The sequence below is a fragment of the Miniimonas arenae genome (assembly GCF_006351005.1).
GTDB lineage: Bacteria > Actinomycetota > Actinomycetes > Actinomycetales > Beutenbergiaceae > Miniimonas > Miniimonas arenae.
In genome coordinates, this window is the sequence record NZ_VENP01000019.1 from 42,399 (window position 1) to 58,045 (window position 15,647).

Here is a 15,647-nt window from a genome sequence, read left to right on the forward strand (position 1 = left end):
GAGGATCGGGGGAGACAGCACGCGCTTCGCGTGGTCGTGTCGAGGAGGACACCGCACATGCCCCAGCTGGGAACCTCGAGCCTCGTCATCGTGGCCGTCATCGCACTCGTCGCCGTGGGCGCGCTCCTGCTCGCCGCACGCCTGCGCAGCCAGGTGCTGGAGGCCGACGAGGGATCGACCCGGATGCGCGAGATCGCCGCGGCCATCCAGGAGGGCGCGAGCGCCTACCTCACCCGCCAGCTGCGCACCCTCGCCCTGTTCGCGGCGCTCGTCTTCTGTCTCCTGTTCCTCCTGCCGGGCGACGGCGGGGTGCGCGTGGGCCGCTCGGTCGCCTTCCTCCTCGGCGCGGCGTTCTCCGCCGCGATCGGCTACCTCGGCATGTCGCTGGCGGTGCGCGCGAACCTGCGGGTCGCCGCCTCGGCCGACCGCCCGGGCGGCAAGGAGACCGGCGCCCGGATCGCGTTCCGCACCGGCGGCGTCGTGGGGATGAGCGTGGTCGGCCTCGGGCTGCTCGGAGCGTGCCTGGTGGTGCTCGTGTTCCGCGCCAACGCGCCCGCTGTGCTCGAGGGCTTCGGCTTCGGCGCCGCGCTGCTCGCGATGTTCATGCGCGTCGGCGGCGGAATCTTCACCAAGGCCGCCGACGTCGGCGCCGACCTGGTCGGCAAGGTCGAGCAGGGCATCCCGGAGGACGACCCCCGCAACGCGGCCACGATCGCCGACAACGTCGGGGACAACGTCGGCGACTGCGCCGGGATGGCCGCGGACCTCTTCGAGTCCTACGCCGTGACCCTCGTCGCCGCGCTCATCCTGGGCAAGGCGGCCCTCGGCGAGCAGGGCATGGTGTTCCCGCTCATCGTCACCGCGATCGGCGCGCTCGTCGCCGTCGTCGGCGTCTACCTCACCCGGATGCGCGCGAACGAGAACGGCCTGCGCGCGATCTACCGCGGGTTCGCGCTCTCCGCCGTCGCCGGCGTGGTGCTTGCCGCGATCGCCGCGTTCCTCTACCTGCCCAGCTCGTTCGACGCGCTGCAGGGCACCGCGGACATCGGCGACGTGAGCGGCGACCCGCGGCTCGTCATCGCCGGCGCCGTCGTGATCGGCGTGGTCCTCGCGGGCGTGATCCTGGCGATCACCGGCTACTACACGGGCACGACGACGAGGCCCACCCAGCACGTCGCCGCCACCACCCGGACCGGTGCGGCCACGGTGGTGCTGTCCGGCATCGGCGTCGGGTTCGAGTCGGCCGTCTACACCGCGGGCGTCATCGCGGCCGCGATCTGCGGGGTCTTCCTGCTCGCGAGCGGCTCGATCTGGCTCTCGCTCTTCCTCATCGCGGTGGCCGGCTGCGGCCTGCTGACCACGGTCGGCGTCATCGTCGCGATGGACACGTTCGGGCCGGTGAGCGACAACGCGCAGGGCATCGCCGAGATGTCCGGCGAGGTCAGCGAGAACGGCGCGGCGATCCTCACCGAGCTCGACGCCGTCGGGAACACGACCAAGGCGATCACCAAGGGCATCGCGATCGCGACGGCGGTGCTCGCCGCGACCGCGCTGTTCGGCTCCTACGCCGACGCCGTCAGCCACTCGCTCACGTCGCTCGGCGACAACGTCGCGGACGCCTCCGACGCCCTCGTCGCCTCGATGATGACGTACCAGGTGATCTCGCCGATCACCCTCGTCGGGGTGATCCTCGGGGCGGCGACCGTGTTCCTGTTCTCGGGGCTCGCCGTCGACGCCGTGACGCGTGCCGCCGGCGCGATCGTGCTGGAGGTGCGGCGCCAGTTCCGCACCATGCCGGGCATCATGACCGGCGAGCAGCGGCCCGAGTACGGCCGGGTCGTGGACATCTGCACCCGCGACTCCCTCCGCGAGCTCGCCACGCCGGGCCTGCTCGCGGCGTTCGCGCCGATCGCCGTGGGCTTCGGACTCGGCGTCGGGCCGCTGGCCGGCTTCCTCGCCGGGGCCATCGCGTCGGGCGTGCTCATGGCCGTGTTCCTCGCCAACTCCGGCGGCACGTGGGACAACGCGAAGAAGATCATCGAGGACGGTCAGCACGGCGGGAAGGGCTCGCCCGAGCACGCCGCCGCGGTCATCGGTGACACCGTGGGCGACCCGTTCAAGGACACCGCCGGCCCGGCGATCAACCCGCTCATCAAGGTGATGAACCTCGTCGCGGTGCTCGTCGCGCCGGCCGTGGTGACCATGAGCGCGACGGCGGACGCGAACCACACCCTGCGGGTCGCCGTCGCGGTGGTCGCCGCGCTCATCGCCGGCGGTGCGGTGCTCGCCTCGCGGCTGCGGGCCACGCGCACCGACCGCGCGAACACCGCGGAGGCGGAGAGCGCCGCGGTGCACTGACCGCGCTGCCCGCCGAGCGCGCGCGCACCCCGTTCGCGAGAGGAAGTCGGTCCTTTCGCGAGAGGATGTCAGTCCTTTGCGAGAGGAAGTTGGTCCTTTTGCGAGAGGTTCTCGGCCGCCTGCGAGGCGGTCTCCGAGCAGCCGCCGGTCAGCCGCCGCTCGGAGCGGCCGACGGCGGGGGAGCCCACCCGAGGTCCCGGTCGGCGTCGCCGTACTCGTCGAGATAGGAGTCCATGTCCTCGCGGGAGATCCGCGGGACCTGGGTCGCGGCCACCGTCACCTCCACGCGCGGCGGCACGCTCACGGGGTCCCCGGTCGTCGGGCTGTCGGTCTCGACCCGGTCGATCGAGCGCACGGTGAGGACGAGCGCGCCGTCCTCGGAGACTCCGCTCGCGCTGCCGACCACGGTGAGCGCGGAGACGCGGCTCGGGGTCGCCGTCGGCTCGGACACCGTGTACCCCAGCTGAGCGACGAGGCGTTCGAGCTCGTCGGTGGCGACGGGATCGGCGTCGATCCAGCCCGAGGCCGCGTACGACACGTCGAACGGTCCGCCGAGGACCGCCTCGTCGAACGACGCCTCACCGTAGGCGTGCCGGACCGTGCCGCCGACGGCGTCGGCCACCGCAGGGACGTCGCGCTCGGCCGCCTCGAGCACCGCGGCGCGGGTGGCGACGAGGTCGTCGAGGGTGTCGCTCGCCGTCGTGCCCGACTGGCAGGACGAGGCGACGAGGGCGGCGACCGCGGCCGCGACCGGGCCGCGCCGACCGCGGCGCCGGCGCACGCCGTCGTCGCCGGCGCCGCGTCGCGCGGTCATCCGTCGCCCTCCGCGGCCACGCGATCGGGGTAGGTGTTTGGCGTGCGGTCGTACTCGGGATCCTGAACTCTGGCGTACCAGGGGTCGTACGTGTGGCCGGCCTGCACCACCGCGGCGTCGTTCCCCCCGACGATGAGACCGAGGTTGTACAGCGACTCCGAGCCGGGCTCCCAGTAGCTGGAGTGGGAGTGCATGGACGTGATGAACCCGTCGTCCTGCCACGCGTTGCGGTCGACGTCCTCCGCCTGGAACCGGATGGCGCCGAACGTGTCCTCGGCGACGTCCCGGCCCATGCCCGCGCCGAAGAAGGTGCCGCCGTTGACCCAGCCGTCGTCCGCGAGCCGCGCCACCGGGTCCCGGCTCGCGTTGCCGGCCCACACCTGCGCCGGGCCCAGGTTCGAGGCGTGCTCCGCGTTGCCCGCGCCGGGGCTGCCGAGGAACACGAGGTCGTCGACGATGCTGCCCATACCGTGGTCGGTCGCGGCGTGCGCCATCGTCGTCGACCCGTAGCTGTGGCCGACGACCGTCATGTGGGGCGGGTTGTCCCCCCGGGCGGCCTGGAGCCCGGCGACGTGGTTCGCGAGCAGCTCCCCGCCCTCGGTGGCCTTGCCCTCGAAGAGGACGGATCCGGTGTCCCAGTCGCTGGGCGCGTCGTACCCGATCCACGCGATCGCCGCGGTGCTGCCCGCGCCGGACAGGCGCGCGGACTGGACCATGTTTCCCGCGTCCTCGGCGTACCCGGCCGCGTCCTGCGCCGTGGTGGTCATGCCTGGCACGAGCGTCGTGACGTTGTCGGCGGTGTCGGGGTTCCCGACCGCGATCGCCACCCGACCGTCGTAGTCGAACGCGTCGGGCTGGTAGAGGTGCAGGAACGCGGGCAGGGTCTCGCCGGTGATCGGGTCGACGGTGCTGGCCGCCTCGTCCAGGCCGCGCTGGGCGGCCCGCGCGTTGTCGAGGATGCGCTGCTGCTCGAACGTGATCGTGCCGTTCGCCTCGGCCTGGCCGAGCGCCGTGAGGTCGTTGTCGAGCATGAGGCGGTTGGCCTCGTCGCGCGCGACGGTGGGCAGGCCGTCGGCGGCCCCGATGACCTCGGGGTACGCCGCGATGACGGCGGCCTGCTCGGCCTCGGTGAGGCCGTTCCACCAGGCCGCCGTGTCCTCGGCGGTCCCGCCGGTGCCGGGCGCACCGGGACGCTGCATGAGCGCGTCGGCCGGATCACCGCCGGCGGTGTTCACGCGCGCGTCGGCCATGGTCGCGTAGGACGTGAGCACCGCGCGCAGCGCCTCGTCGTTCGCCGTCACGCGCGTGAGCATCGCCTCGACGTCGGCCACGTGCGTGGCGTACCAGGTGCGCAGGTCGCTCGCCCGGGACTGGAACTCGGCGATCTGCTCCTGGGTGGCGGGGGTGTGGCCGCCGGTCGCCTCGATGTCCTGGCGCAGGTCGACCAGCGCGGCGCGGTAGGCGTATCGGTCGTCGACCAGCCGCTCGCGCTCGGTCCGGATCGACGTGAGCTCGTCGGCGTACGTGTCGAACGCCAGCGCCGCCGCCCGCAGCGTGAGGGAGGTGGTGCCGGCGTCGGCCGCAACCTCGCGCACCCGGGCGCCGTAGCACTCCGCGGCCTCGCCCTCCCACCCCGACGGCGCGACGTTCGCGCTCGCCGTCGAGTCCAGGTCGTCGAAGACGGCGGAGGCGTCGCGCAGGGATCGGGCGATGTCGTCCACACCCTCGGGGTCGCCCGTGACGACCGGGACGAGGTCGAGGGTCGGGGGGAGGTCGATGACCGTCACTTCTCGCCCTCCAACCACTGCGCGAAGGCGTCCTGCGCCGCGTAGTCGGAGACGGTGTACGCCTTGGCTGCCTCGTCGAGCCGGTCCGCCATGGAGTCGGCGAGCGTCGACTGGTCGCTCGCGTACTTGGCCCAGGTGGTGAGGAAGGTCGACACCGCGTCCTCGACGCCGTCGCCCACGCCGGTCGCCGAGACGGCTCCCATGGTGGTGGCCCCACCCGCGAGGACGTTCGCCTCCTCGCGCCACGCGTAGCTGGCGGTGTTCACCATGCCGATGTCGACGGAGAACCTATCCACGCGGCTCACCTCGCAGCTCGGCGTCGGTGTCCGCCGCGACGGGCAGCGGCGCCGACGTGACGACGAGCGTGGTGGTGTCCCCGACCGCCGAGAACCGCAGCGTGCGGCCGCGGCCGGTGCCCTCGACCCAGGTGGTGTGGGGCCGGCGGGATGCGCGCACCACGGTGTCCCAGCCCAGCCGCGAGAGCTGGAACGCGATCGTCCGGGCGTCCGGGAGGTCCGGCGGCGTCGTGGCGACGAGGGTCTGCCGTGCGGCGATCAGGCCGCGCGCCGGCGTGATCCACGTGTCCGTGGGCTCGCCGTCGAGCATGAGCGAGCGGGCGGCGACCCGCAGGTGGCGGCCGGCCTGCTCGGCCTCGGCGAGCACCGTGGCGGAGTCGACGGGCGGCGGGGCGGTCGCCTCGGCGCGCTCGTCGCGCCCCTGGCCGTCGGTGCCCGACGGCGCAGCCTCGGGCAGCAGCACGAGCGTCACCTCGGGCTTCAGCTCGCGAAAGCGACGCCAGAACGGGTCGGCGGGGAGCTTCCGCGGGGGCTGCGGGGGCGGCGGTCCGTCGGGTTCGGTCATGGCTCCTCCGTCGGCAGGCGAACCTGGCACCCTAGCCCTCGGCGCGTGGCCGCGGCAACAGGTGCGGCCGCGGCGCCGGCGCCCCGGTGGGTCGACGTGCTGGTCGGACGGGCCGAGCGGGGGTCGCCAGGGCCGGGCGTGCTCGTCAGGGACGTGCTGGGCATGGCCGGTCAGGGCCGGCCAGGGCCGGTCGGCGTCCGTCACGCCACAGGCAGAGCTCGCACGGGCTCGGTGCGGACGTCCCGCAGCGGCAGGAACGCGACGAGACCGAGCGCGAGCACGACGACGATCCCGAGGATTCCCGCGCGCTGCGTCCCCCCGATCGCGATCGCCACCGTGAACGCGAACGGCGCGAGGAAGCTGACGGCGCGGCCGGTGGTCGCGTACAGGCCGAAGTTCTCGTTCTCGCGGCCGAGCGGCGTCATCCGAGCGAGCATCGAGCGCGAGGCGGACTGCACCGGTCCCACGCAGAGCGAGATGACCATCGCGCAGATCCAGAAGGCGGTCTTGCCGTCGCTGAGGAAGATCGCGACGCAGCCGACGATGAGGGCCACCAGGCCCGCGACGACCACGAGGCGGGGGCCGAGGCGGTCGTCCACCCGGCCGAGCCCCCACGTGGCGGCACCCGCGACGAGGTTGGCGGCGATCCCGAGGTAGATCACCTCCTGCGAGGTGAACCCGAACGTTCCGCCCGCGATGATGCCGGCGAAGGCGAAGATCGCGCCCAGGCCGTCCCGGAAGATAGCCGAGGCGACGAAGAAGTGCAGCAGCGCGCGGTCGGTGCGCCAGAGGCCGACGATGTGCCGGGCGATGTCGCGGTAGGCGCCGAGAAAGGAGAACCGGTCCCCGCCGTCGGGGTGCGGGGAGTCCGGACCGGCGACGACGAGTGGCAGGCAGAAGACGGCCGTCCAGGCCGCCGAGAACAGCGCGACGGGCTGGAGGTTCGGGGAGTCCTTACCGAGCACGAAGAGGAACAGGCACGCGACGAGCGCCACGAGACCACCCAGGTAGCCCAGGCCCCAGCCCATGCCGGAGATGCGGCCGAACGTGGCGGGGGTCGCGATCTGCAGCAGCATGCCGTTGTAGAACACGCTCGCGATCTCGGACAGCACGCTCGCCACCGCCATCATCACGACGGCGTAGGTGAGGTAGGACGGGTCGGGCGCGGCCCAGAACAGCGACGCCATCGCCGCGGCGAGTGCGAACGTCGAGATGCCCAGGAGACGGCGACGGCGGCCGTACCGGTCGGCGAAGCGGCCCATCACGGGACACAGCAGCGCGATGAGCAGGCCGGCCCAGGTCTGCGCGGAGGAGAACGCGGCGCTGCCGGAGGTCTCGTCGGCGGCGATCCCGCTCGTGATGTAGACGGAGAAGACGAACGTCAGCATCACCGTGTTGAACGTCTGCTGGCCCCAGTCCCACAGGCCCCAGGCGGCGACCACACCCCGGCTGGCGGGTCGCTCGGCGAGCCCCGGCTCGGGGGACGGGTGTCCGCCCGGCGGTACGTGCGGGGGCGGGAGAATGACGCCGTCGTGGTCCACGTCTCGCAGGGTACGGCGCGCCAGGACCGACGAGCGCACGCCGGGCGGGCGTGCGACGGAGCGTCATCTGCTGCTCACCGCGAGTTCGCGCGGTCACGACGCGAGCGGGTGCTGGGTGGCGCAGCGCGTGGCACGCCCGGTGCGGCCGGGCCGTGTGCCGGGACGTTCACCGGTCGGCGGCGCGAAGGCGGGCGCGAACGCCAGGAGGTCGGCCGCGCCCGTGCTCGCGCGCAGCCGCTGCAGCACCGCCGCCTCGATCTGCCGGATGCGCTCGCGGGTGACGCCGTAGACGTGGCCGATCTCGTCGAGCGTGCGCGGCTCCCCGCCGTCGAGCCCGACTCGCATCGCGAGCACCCCCGCCTCGCGTTCGGTCAGCCCGCCGAGCAGCGCGACCACCCTGCGCCGCAGCTCCGCGCGATCGAACAGGTCCTCGCACGTCTCGGCGTCGCTGTCGACGACCGCCGCCGACAGCGGCACCCACGCCACGCCGTCGTGATCGCGCACGGCCGCGCCGCCGGCCTCGAGCGCGGGGATCAGCGCGTCCAGCGACAGCGGCTCGCGCTCGTGGCGTCGGAGCTCGCGGACCCGGGCGGGTGTGGTGCCGAGCGCGGACGCCAGCTCGCCGTCGGTCGGAACACGTCCGAGGGCGTCGGTCAGCTCGCGGCGCGCGCGGGAGGCGCCGGTAATGTCCTCGACGAGGTGCGCGGGGAGCCGGACGGTGCGGGCCTGGTCCGCCATCGCGCGCGTGATGGACTGGCGGATCCACCAGGTCGCGTACGTCGAGAACTTGAAGCCTCTGGTGAAGTCGAACTTCTGCACCGCGCGGATGAGCCCCAGGTTGCCCTCCTGGATGAGGTCCAGGAGCGGCATCCCGCGGCCGGTGTACCGCTTGGCCAGCGACACCACCAGGCGCAGGTTCGCCTCGATCAGGTGGTTCCTCGCGCGCCGCCCGTCCGCCGCGACCCACTCCAGCTCCCGCCGCTGGCGCCTCGACAGCGCTGCCGCTGTGGCCGCAGCGAGCCGCTCCCGCGCGAACAGGCCGGCCTCGATGCGCTTGGCGAGATCGACCTCCTGCTCGGCGTGCAGGAGCGGCACGTGCCCGATGCGTCGGAGGTAGTCCTTCACCGCGTCCTGGGTCCCGCCCGCGCGCGTCAGTCGCGGCGCCGGCCCGTCGTCCTCCGCGGTCGGGTCCGCCGACCACGCCTGCCTCGACTCGTCCATCTCAGCCACCCCCTGGCTCTTCCGGGCCTCGTCACCCGACTGCCGGGAGCATCGCACCGGGGTCCGACATCGGGCTCTGGCGTACCGTCGGCCCGGTGCCGACCCCGTCGCCCGCGACCACCACAGCGCCGGACACGCTCGTCGCTCGCCTCGTCTCCGGCGGCCAGACCGGCGTCGACCGTGCCGCGCTCGACGTCGCCGTCCGTCTCGGCCTGCCCTACGGCGGCTGGTGCCCGGCCGGTGGCTGGGCGGAGGACCGCCCGGTCCCGCCCGGGATCCGCGCGGACTATCCCGGGCTGCGGGAGACGCCGTCGGCCGACCCCGAGGAGCGCACCCGCGCGAACGTGCGCGACGGCGATGCCACCCTCGTCCTCGTGCCCGACGGCGGAGCGAGCGCCGGGGACGTCGGCTCGCCCGGGACGCAGCTCACCCTGCACTTCGCGGCCGCGACCGGCCGGCCCGTGCTCGTGTGTCGACTCGACGGTCGGGCGGGAGTCTCCGCCGGCGCCCGGGCGGGTGCCGGGGTCGCCGCTCGGCCCGGTGCGCACGAGCCTGGCGCGGGCGTCACGGGCGCCTCGCCCCACGTCGTCGCACGTGTGCGCGACTGGCTGCGCACCGTCGCAGCAGGACGGCCGGCCGGGGTGGTGCTCAACGTCGCCGGACCGCGTGCGAGCGAGTGGCCAGCCGGCTACGCCCTGGCGCACGGGCTGCTGCTCGCCGTGCTCGGGCCCCGGACGGGTGCCGGTGCCGAGCGGGGCGCCGACGCGGGCACCGGTGCGGGTGCCGACGCAAGCACCGGTGCGGGCACCGGTGCCGAGCCGGGCGCCGACGCAGGCATCGGTGCGGGTGCCGACGCCGACGGCATGATGGGCCCGTGACCACGCCCGACCGCCCCGGCCCCACCCGTCTGCCCGGGCTCCCCGGGGCTCCCACCTCACCCGCCGTGCCGCCCCGCGCGGCGTGGTCGGCCGCCCTCGGGCCCGTGCTGGTGGGCATCCTCGCCACGGGCGCGACGTGGTTCGTCGTGGCCGTCCTCATCTCGGCCGTCCGCCGGGAGGCGGACCTGGACGTCCCGAGCTGGACGGGCGCGGTCGTCGGGCTCGTGCCCGCTGCCGCGGTGTTCGTGCTGCTCACGACCTTCCTGCTGACGCGGCGCGGACTCTCCGCCCGCGTCAGCGATCGCGGCTTCGCCGTGCTGGCCGTGGCGCTCGGCCTGGTCGGCGCGGTCGTCGCCGGCGGGGTGGTGTGGGGTGCGGTCCTGCTCATCGCCCTCGCGCTCGAGCAGGTGGCGCAGGGCGCGATCTATCTCGCCATCCTCGCGGCCATCCCCGCCGCCGTCGCAGCGGTCGCCGGCTTCGCCGTGACGATCCTGCTGGCGTACCGGCGCCGCGCCCGCGGCGAGGTGGTCGCGTGACCGGGGGCTCGCCGTCGGGCACGGCTCTTTCGGTGGCGTCGGCGCCCGAGTCCGGCGCCGCGCGCCGGAGCTCAGCCTGCCTCCTCGAGGGCGCCGCGCACTGCCCAGAGCCGCAGTGCGAGCAGCCGGTCGCCGGCGTGCCCAGGACCTGACCAGTCTGGACCGAGCAGTGCGGCGATCCGGTCGCACCGCTGACGCACGGTGTTGACGTGCAGGTGCAGCTGTGCGGCAGCCGCCCGCAGGTTGCCGGACTCCAGCACGGTGCGGGCCGTTCGGGTGAGCTCGGTGCGGTGCCGGCGGTCGTAGGACAGCAGGGGCCCGACCTGGTGCTCGATTAGTGCGGCGACCACGGCCGGGTCGGTGCCCGCCGCGAGCATGCCCGCCAGGCCGAGCGTCGACGGGTCCGCGCTGGCCGGCACCGTGCCGATCGCGTGCAGCGCCGCCGCCGCACGGTGCGCGACCTCGTGGGCGCGGGCGACGTCGGCGAGACCGCCGGGCGCGAGCGCCCAGCCGACCACGGGGCCAGCCGGGGCGAGAGCGTCCCGCAGCTGCGCGGCGAAGCGAGCGGGGTCGGTCACCTGCGCGATCACGCACTGGGCCCCGCGGTGCGCCGCGACCAGCACCGCCGCCGACGTTGCGGCGGACTCCGCGACGGACCCCGCCACGGACTCCGCCACGGCGGGGACGCCGGGAACGGGGCGGTCCCGCGTGGTGACGACGTACACCGCGATCGTGCCGCGCCGGGCGAACCCCACCGCGGCCAGCCTGGCGCGCAGGTCGGCGGTGATGCGCTCGGCGTGCACCAGCTCGTCGACCAGGTCGGTGCGGGTGCGCTGCTCGGCGTCGACGAGTCGGCGCTGCACCTCGACCGCTGCGGCGACCACGGGCCCGGCGCGCGCGAGCAGGCGCCGCGACCGCTCGTCGAGCACGTCGGTGCCGGTGTGCACCAGCACGGTCGCGAGGTGCTGGTCCCCTCGGCAGCCCGCGCGAGCAGATGCCGCGGAGCTGGCGGTCCGTCGCGGGCGGGCACCCCGACGCCGTGGCGTACTGGCACCGGGAGGCCTCACGTCGGCAGAAGCTCGAGGAGCGCCACCCCGAGCTTGCCGGAGACCGGCGTCCCGTGCTCGCGCACGAGGGCATCTTCGCCGGGAGGCCGCTGCGGGCCGGGGACGACGTCGCGGCGGCGATCGCCGAGGTGCGAGGAGCCGCGGGCGCGGGTGGCGCGGGAGCGGTGGACGCGTCGGCGCCGGACTTCCCACCTGTGTCCCGCCCGGCCGCCGCCCGCCCGACCGTGCCCGTCACCACCCCACCCCGCCCAACCGTGCCCCGCCCGACCGCGCCCGTCCGCTCGACGAGGGGAACGCCGTCGTGACCCGGGAGAGCGTCTTCACGTGGGGTGCCGCGCCGCTGAAGGTGGGTGCGGGCGCCGTCGACGAGATCGGGTTCGACGTCGCGCAGTACGGCGTGTCCCGGGTGCTCGTCCTCACCGACCCGAGGGTGGCCGAGACCGGCGTGCCGCACCGCGTGGTGGAGTCCCTCGCCCGGTACGGGGTCGAGGCCCGGGTCTACGACGGCGTGCACGTCGAGCCGACGGACGCCTCGATGGAGGACGCGATCGCCTACGCGGCGCAGGAGGGTCCGTGGGACGCGTTCGTCGCCGTCGGCGGCGGGTCCACGATCGACACCGCCAAGGCCGTCAACCTGCTCACCACCTACCCGGGCGAGCTGATGGACTACCTCAACGCCCCGATCGGTCGGGCACAGGTCCCGCCCGGGCCGCTGCAGCCGCTGTTCGCGGTGCCGACGACGGCCGGGACGGGTGCGGAGTCCACGAACGTCTGCATCATGGACGTGCTCTCGCTCAAGGTGAAGACGGGCATCAGCCACTGGCGGATGCGTCCGACGATGGCGATCGTGGACCCTTCGGTCACCCTCACCCTGCCGGCGAACGTCACGGCCTCGGCCGGGATGGACATCCTGTGCCACGCGGCCGAGTCCTACACCGCGCGGTGGTACGAGGACTTCGAGCGCAAGACGCCCGAGCAGCGCGTCACGTACTGCGGCTCGAACCCCGTCTCCGACATGTGGGCCGAGAAGGCCCTGGGGCTGCTCGCGTCCTCGTTCCGACGTGCCGTGCGTGCGGGCGACGCCGCGGCGCGCGCCGACATGATGCTCGCGGCGACGTTCGCGGGGATAGGGTTCGGCAACGCGGGCGTGCACATCCCGCACGCCAACGGCTACCCGATCGCGGGGATGGTCAAGGACTACCACCCGGCCGGGTACCCGCAGGAGGAGCCGATGGTGCCGCACGGCATCTCCGTCTCGCTCACCGCCCCCGAGGCGTTTCGGTTCACGTTCGAGGGTGCGCCGGAGCGCCACCTCACGGTGGCGCGACTGCTCGCACCCGACGCCTCGCCCACGCCCGACCCGCGGGAGCAGCTGCCGGCGGCGCTGATCGACCTGATGCGCGACATCGGCATCCCGAACGGGATCGGCGGCGTGGGCTACACCGAGGCCGACGTGCCCGACCTCGTCCCCGGCACCATGAAGCAGCAGCGGCTGCTGTCCACCTGCTCACGTGTTCCGACCGAGGAGGACGTCGCCGGGATCCTCACCCGGTCGATCCAGAACTGGTGAGCGTCGCCGCTGCCCGGGGCCCGTCGGCGACGGCGGGTCCCGGCGCGGCGGCGGCCCCTACCCTGGAGCGGTGACCCTGGCCGAGGCCCCGCTGGCCGATCCGTCGTTGATGTCCGCGCTGCACGAGGATCTCGAGGCGTCCGGCTGGACGGTCGACGGCGTGCGGGAGCTCCTCGGTCCCGTCGCCGCCGACGCGCTCGACCGCGAGCAGGCCGTGCCCGCGCTGCTCGCCACCGCACCCGACACGCCCGCCGGCCGCGAGAGAGCCGCCGCCCTGCTGCGCCTGTTCCAGCTCGGACGGCCCGTGCCCCGGGCCGCCCTCGACCGTGCGCTGCCGCGCCTGGGGAGCCGCGGCCTGGTCGCGCTCGGCCTGGCCACCGCGGCGGGCGAGGACGCGAGCGACGAGGTGCGCTCCGCCGTCGAGCTCGCGCCGTACGCCGCGGTCGACGCCGAGGGTGCGCTGGACTGGTGGCTCGCCTCGGACCCGACGGAGGTCGCGCGGGCGGGCGCCGGGCACAGTGGCGCGCTGCCCGCGGAGCACGTGCTCGGCGTCGGCGGGGCGTCGCGGACCCTCGCCCAGATCACGGTGCGCTCGCCGCGGGAGGCGGTGCTCGACGTCGGGACCGGGTGCGGGATCCAGGCGCTGCACGCGACGCGACACGCGGGGCGGGTGGTCGGGACCGACATCGACGCGCGGGCGCTCGCGTTCGCGCGGTTCAACGCGGCCCTGAACACGCCGGACGCGGTGGTGGAGCTGCGGCGGGGGTCGATGCTCGAGCCGGTCGCGGGCGAGCGGTTCGACCTCGTGGTGAGCAACCCGCCGTTCGTCATCACGCCGCGCGGGTCGGGGCTGACGGAGTTCACCTACCGCGACGGCGGCGCGGCCGGCGACGACCTCGTGCGTGACCTCGTGCGCAGCGTGGGCGACCTGCTCGCGCCAGGCGGAGTGGCGCAGCTGCTCGGGAACTGGGAGCACCGGCGCGGCGAGGCGTGGGACGAGCGGGTGCGCTCGTGGGTGGCCGGGCTGGGGCTGGACGCTTGGGTGGTGCAGCGGGAGGTGCAGGACCCGGCGGAGTACGCCGAGCTGTGGCTGCGCGACGGCGGACAGACGCCCGAGCGGTCGGGCGACGCCTACGCGCGGGCGTACGAGGCGTGGCTCGCGGACCTCGCGTCGCGGGACGTGGAGGGGGTCGGGTTCGGGTTCGTGACGCTGCGGCGACCCTGTGCTGGCGCTGGTGCTGGCGCTGGTGCTGACCCGGGGGCAGGACCGGGGCTCGCGCCGTGGGTTCGCGTCGAGGAGGTCACCGGCACGGTGCACCAGCCGCTCGGCGGAGCGATCGCGGACGTGCTCGCGGCGGTCGACGCTGTCCGGGGGCTGAGCGACGCGGAGCTGCTCGCGCGCGCGTGGGTGGTGGCCGGCGACGTCACCGAGGAGCGCTTCCACACGCCGGGGGAGGGCTCGCCGTCGGTCATCCTCCTGCGCTCCGGTGGCGGGTTCTCGCGGGCGGTGCGCGCCGACACCGCGCTCGCGGCGTTCGTCGGGGCGAGCGACGGCGAGCTCACCGGTGCGCAGATCGTCGCGGCGCTCGCCGCGCTGCTCGAGGCGCCGGCGGACGCGCTCGCGGCCGAGCTCGCGCCGCAGGTGCGGGGGCTCGTCGTCGACGGGCTGCTGCTGCCGCCCGGCGTCTGACCCGGTTCGCTGGCTCCGTTCGCCGGCTCTGTTCGTTGGCCCCGCCGCGCCCCAGGCGTCCGCGAGGTACTTTCCGTCCTTTCGCGAGAGGATCTCCGTCCTTTCGCGAGAGGAAGTTGGTCCTTTCGCGAGGTGCTTTCTGTCCTTTCGCGAGAGGATCCTTGCGCTCGCGAGGTGATGCTCGCCGTCGTGCTCGCGTTCACCACCGCCGCGGCCGCACCTGGACCTTGAGCGTCTCGCCGAGCTCGCGCTCGAACGAGTCGTCGGTGCCGAAGATGCGCTCATACCGCGCGACGGCGAACGTCCAGTAGAGTTGCTCCGTCACCTCCTCGCGCCGTGCGCGATCGCGCTCGACGTCGGGGTCGGCGGTGTGGTGCTCGCGACCGTCGTACTCCGCGGCGGCGCGCTTCTCGGGCCACGCAGCGTCGAGGTACTTCCACCGCCCGTCGCGCAGGACCACCTCGTGCTGCAGGGTCGGGCGCGGGAGGCCGGCGTCCATGATGCGGCAGCGCATCCAGGACTCGCCGTGCTTCTGGGCGGCCGCGTCGATCCGCGGCGCGAGCTCCTGTGCCTGAAGCGTGCCGGGAAGGCGGCGGAAGGTCGCGACGAGCTCGCCGACCTCGTCGACGGCGACGACCCTCGCGCGGACCATCGCGTCCGCGGCGGCCAGGGCGTGGGGCCGCCACGCGAGTCTGAGCAGATCCCCGGCCGTGCGGAGCGGTGACGTCATGCGCAACCCGAGGATCTCCACGGTGTCCGCGTCGGGCACCGTGGACTGGCGCACGATCGCTCGGCTGTTCACGGGTCGCGCGCGGCCGTGCGGCACGACGATCATCGGGCGGTCGTCGTGCAGCATGTGCGGCGGGCGGGTGTCGACGCCGTAGCCCCACGCGGCGGTGTGGTCGGCCACCAGAGCATGTGGCGGGACGACCTGCGCGAGCGCTCGGAGGCGCAGCTCGGGAGTGTCGGGCGCGCGACCGTCCACCGCCACCCCGGTGAAGACGCGCCGCAGCTCGCCGCTGCGGAGCGCGTGCCGGATCTGGAAGGGGCGCAGTCCCACGTCGCAGGCGGTCTCAAGGCGGAACGGGTGTCCGTCGTTGACGAGTCCCATGGTCGAGGATCTCGCGGCGGGGGCGCTGCCGGCCGATTGCGCGAGAAACCTGTGGAAAGACCTGTGGACGACGGCGAGCGCGCCGCGGTCGGTCGGCTCGCCGTCGGGCGCGGGTCGCCTACGGCGGGCGACGGACTTCCTCTCGCGAAAGGACGGACTTCCTCTCGCGAAAGGACGGACTTCCTCTCGCGAAAGGACGGACTTCCTCTCGCG

General features: G+C 74.4%; 15 protein-coding genes. 7 read left to right on the forward strand and 8 right to left on the reverse strand.

The features are described from left to right. The first annotated feature begins 57 nt into the window (after positions 1-57). The gene (locus tag FH969_RS06855) at positions 58-2,358 is read left to right on the forward strand and encodes a sodium-translocating pyrophosphatase (protein WP_108719042.1); all 2,301 of its coding nucleotides are present in this window, start codon (positions 58-60) and stop codon (positions 2,356-2,358) included. A 148-nt stretch (positions 2,359-2,506) separates the two neighbouring features. Here FH969_RS06855 and FH969_RS06860 read toward each other — a convergent pair whose 3' ends face one another. The 6 genes from FH969_RS06860 to FH969_RS06885 form a co-directional block, all read right to left on the reverse strand. Beyond that, entirely contained in the window at positions 2,507-3,172 is a 666-nt protein-coding gene (locus tag FH969_RS06860; RefSeq protein ID WP_139986588.1) for a hypothetical protein, read from the reverse strand. Then, on the reverse strand, positions 3,169-4,959 hold the full coding sequence (locus FH969_RS06865; RefSeq protein ID WP_139986589.1) for an alpha/beta hydrolase: 1,791 nt from the start codon (positions 4,957-4,959) through the stop codon (positions 3,169-3,171). The genes FH969_RS06860 and FH969_RS06865 overlap by 4 nt, the downstream gene beginning before the upstream one ends. Continuing rightward, positions 4,956-5,255 (reverse strand): hypothetical protein, encoded by a 300-nt coding sequence (locus tag FH969_RS06870; RefSeq protein ID WP_139986590.1) that lies wholly within the window; start codon positions 5,253-5,255, stop codon positions 4,956-4,958. The genes FH969_RS06865 and FH969_RS06870 overlap by 4 nt, the downstream gene beginning before the upstream one ends. Beyond that, complete coding sequence (locus FH969_RS06875) at positions 5,248-5,820, reverse strand: hypothetical protein (RefSeq protein WP_139986591.1); 573 nt, start codon at positions 5,818-5,820, stop codon at positions 5,248-5,250. The genes FH969_RS06870 and FH969_RS06875 overlap by 8 nt, the downstream gene beginning before the upstream one ends. 200 nt (positions 5,821-6,020) lie before the next feature. Further along, complete coding sequence (locus FH969_RS06880; RefSeq protein ID WP_246071748.1) at positions 6,021-7,361, reverse strand: MFS transporter; 1,341 nt, start codon at positions 7,359-7,361, stop codon at positions 6,021-6,023. Between the two features lie 93 nt (positions 7,362-7,454). Next, positions 7,455-8,582: a sigma-70 family RNA polymerase sigma factor gene (locus FH969_RS06885; protein ID WP_139986592.1), complete on the reverse strand. Its 1,128-nt coding sequence runs from the start codon at positions 8,580-8,582 to the stop codon at positions 7,455-7,457. A gap of 95 nt (positions 8,583-8,677) precedes the next feature. Here FH969_RS06885 and FH969_RS06890 point away from each other — a divergent pair, with 95 nt between their 5' ends. Beyond that, complete coding sequence (locus FH969_RS06890) at positions 8,678-9,460, forward strand: YpsA SLOG family protein (RefSeq protein WP_139986593.1); 783 nt, start codon at positions 8,678-8,680, stop codon at positions 9,458-9,460. Beyond that, complete coding sequence (locus FH969_RS06895) at positions 9,457-9,996, forward strand: hypothetical protein (RefSeq protein ID WP_108719049.1); 540 nt, start codon at positions 9,457-9,459, stop codon at positions 9,994-9,996. The genes FH969_RS06890 and FH969_RS06895 overlap by 4 nt, the downstream gene beginning before the upstream one ends. A gap of 71 nt (positions 9,997-10,067) precedes the next feature. Here the strand turns inward: FH969_RS06895 and FH969_RS06900 are convergent, their stop codons facing one another. Next, complete coding sequence (locus tag FH969_RS06900; RefSeq protein ID WP_139986594.1) at positions 10,068-10,949, reverse strand: PucR family transcriptional regulator; 882 nt, start codon at positions 10,947-10,949, stop codon at positions 10,068-10,070. 41 nt (positions 10,950-10,990) lie between these two features. Here FH969_RS06900 and FH969_RS15215 point away from each other — a divergent pair, with 41 nt between their 5' ends. From FH969_RS15215 to FH969_RS06915, 3 genes are all read left to right on the forward strand, one after another. Continuing rightward, positions 10,991-11,368: a hypothetical protein gene (locus FH969_RS15215; RefSeq protein ID WP_180359708.1), complete on the forward strand. Its 378-nt coding sequence runs from the start codon at positions 10,991-10,993 to the stop codon at positions 11,366-11,368. Then, positions 11,365-12,633 carry a hydroxyacid-oxoacid transhydrogenase gene (locus FH969_RS06910; RefSeq protein WP_139986595.1) on the forward strand — a complete coding sequence of 423 codons (1,269 nt, stop codon included), beginning with the start codon at positions 11,365-11,367 and terminating at the stop codon, positions 12,631-12,633. Before FH969_RS15215 ends, FH969_RS06910 begins: the two co-directional genes overlap by 4 nt. Before the next feature lie 109 nt (positions 12,634-12,742). Continuing rightward, a complete protein-coding gene (locus FH969_RS06915) occupies positions 12,743-14,323 on the forward strand; it encodes a DUF7059 domain-containing protein (protein ID WP_139986603.1) in 1,581 nt (526 codons plus the stop codon). Between the two features lie 199 nt (positions 14,324-14,522). Here the strand turns inward: FH969_RS06915 and FH969_RS06920 are convergent, their stop codons facing one another. Further along, the gene (locus FH969_RS06920; RefSeq protein WP_139986596.1) at positions 14,523-15,434 is read right to left on the reverse strand and encodes a hypothetical protein; all 912 of its coding nucleotides are present in this window, start codon (positions 15,432-15,434) and stop codon (positions 14,523-14,525) included. Here FH969_RS06920 and FH969_RS15445 point away from each other — a divergent pair. Next, the coding region (locus FH969_RS15445; RefSeq protein ID WP_218975277.1) for a hypothetical protein at positions 15,433-15,647 on the forward strand (215 nt) is incomplete at its 3' end. The genes FH969_RS06920 and FH969_RS15445 overlap by 2 nt on opposite strands.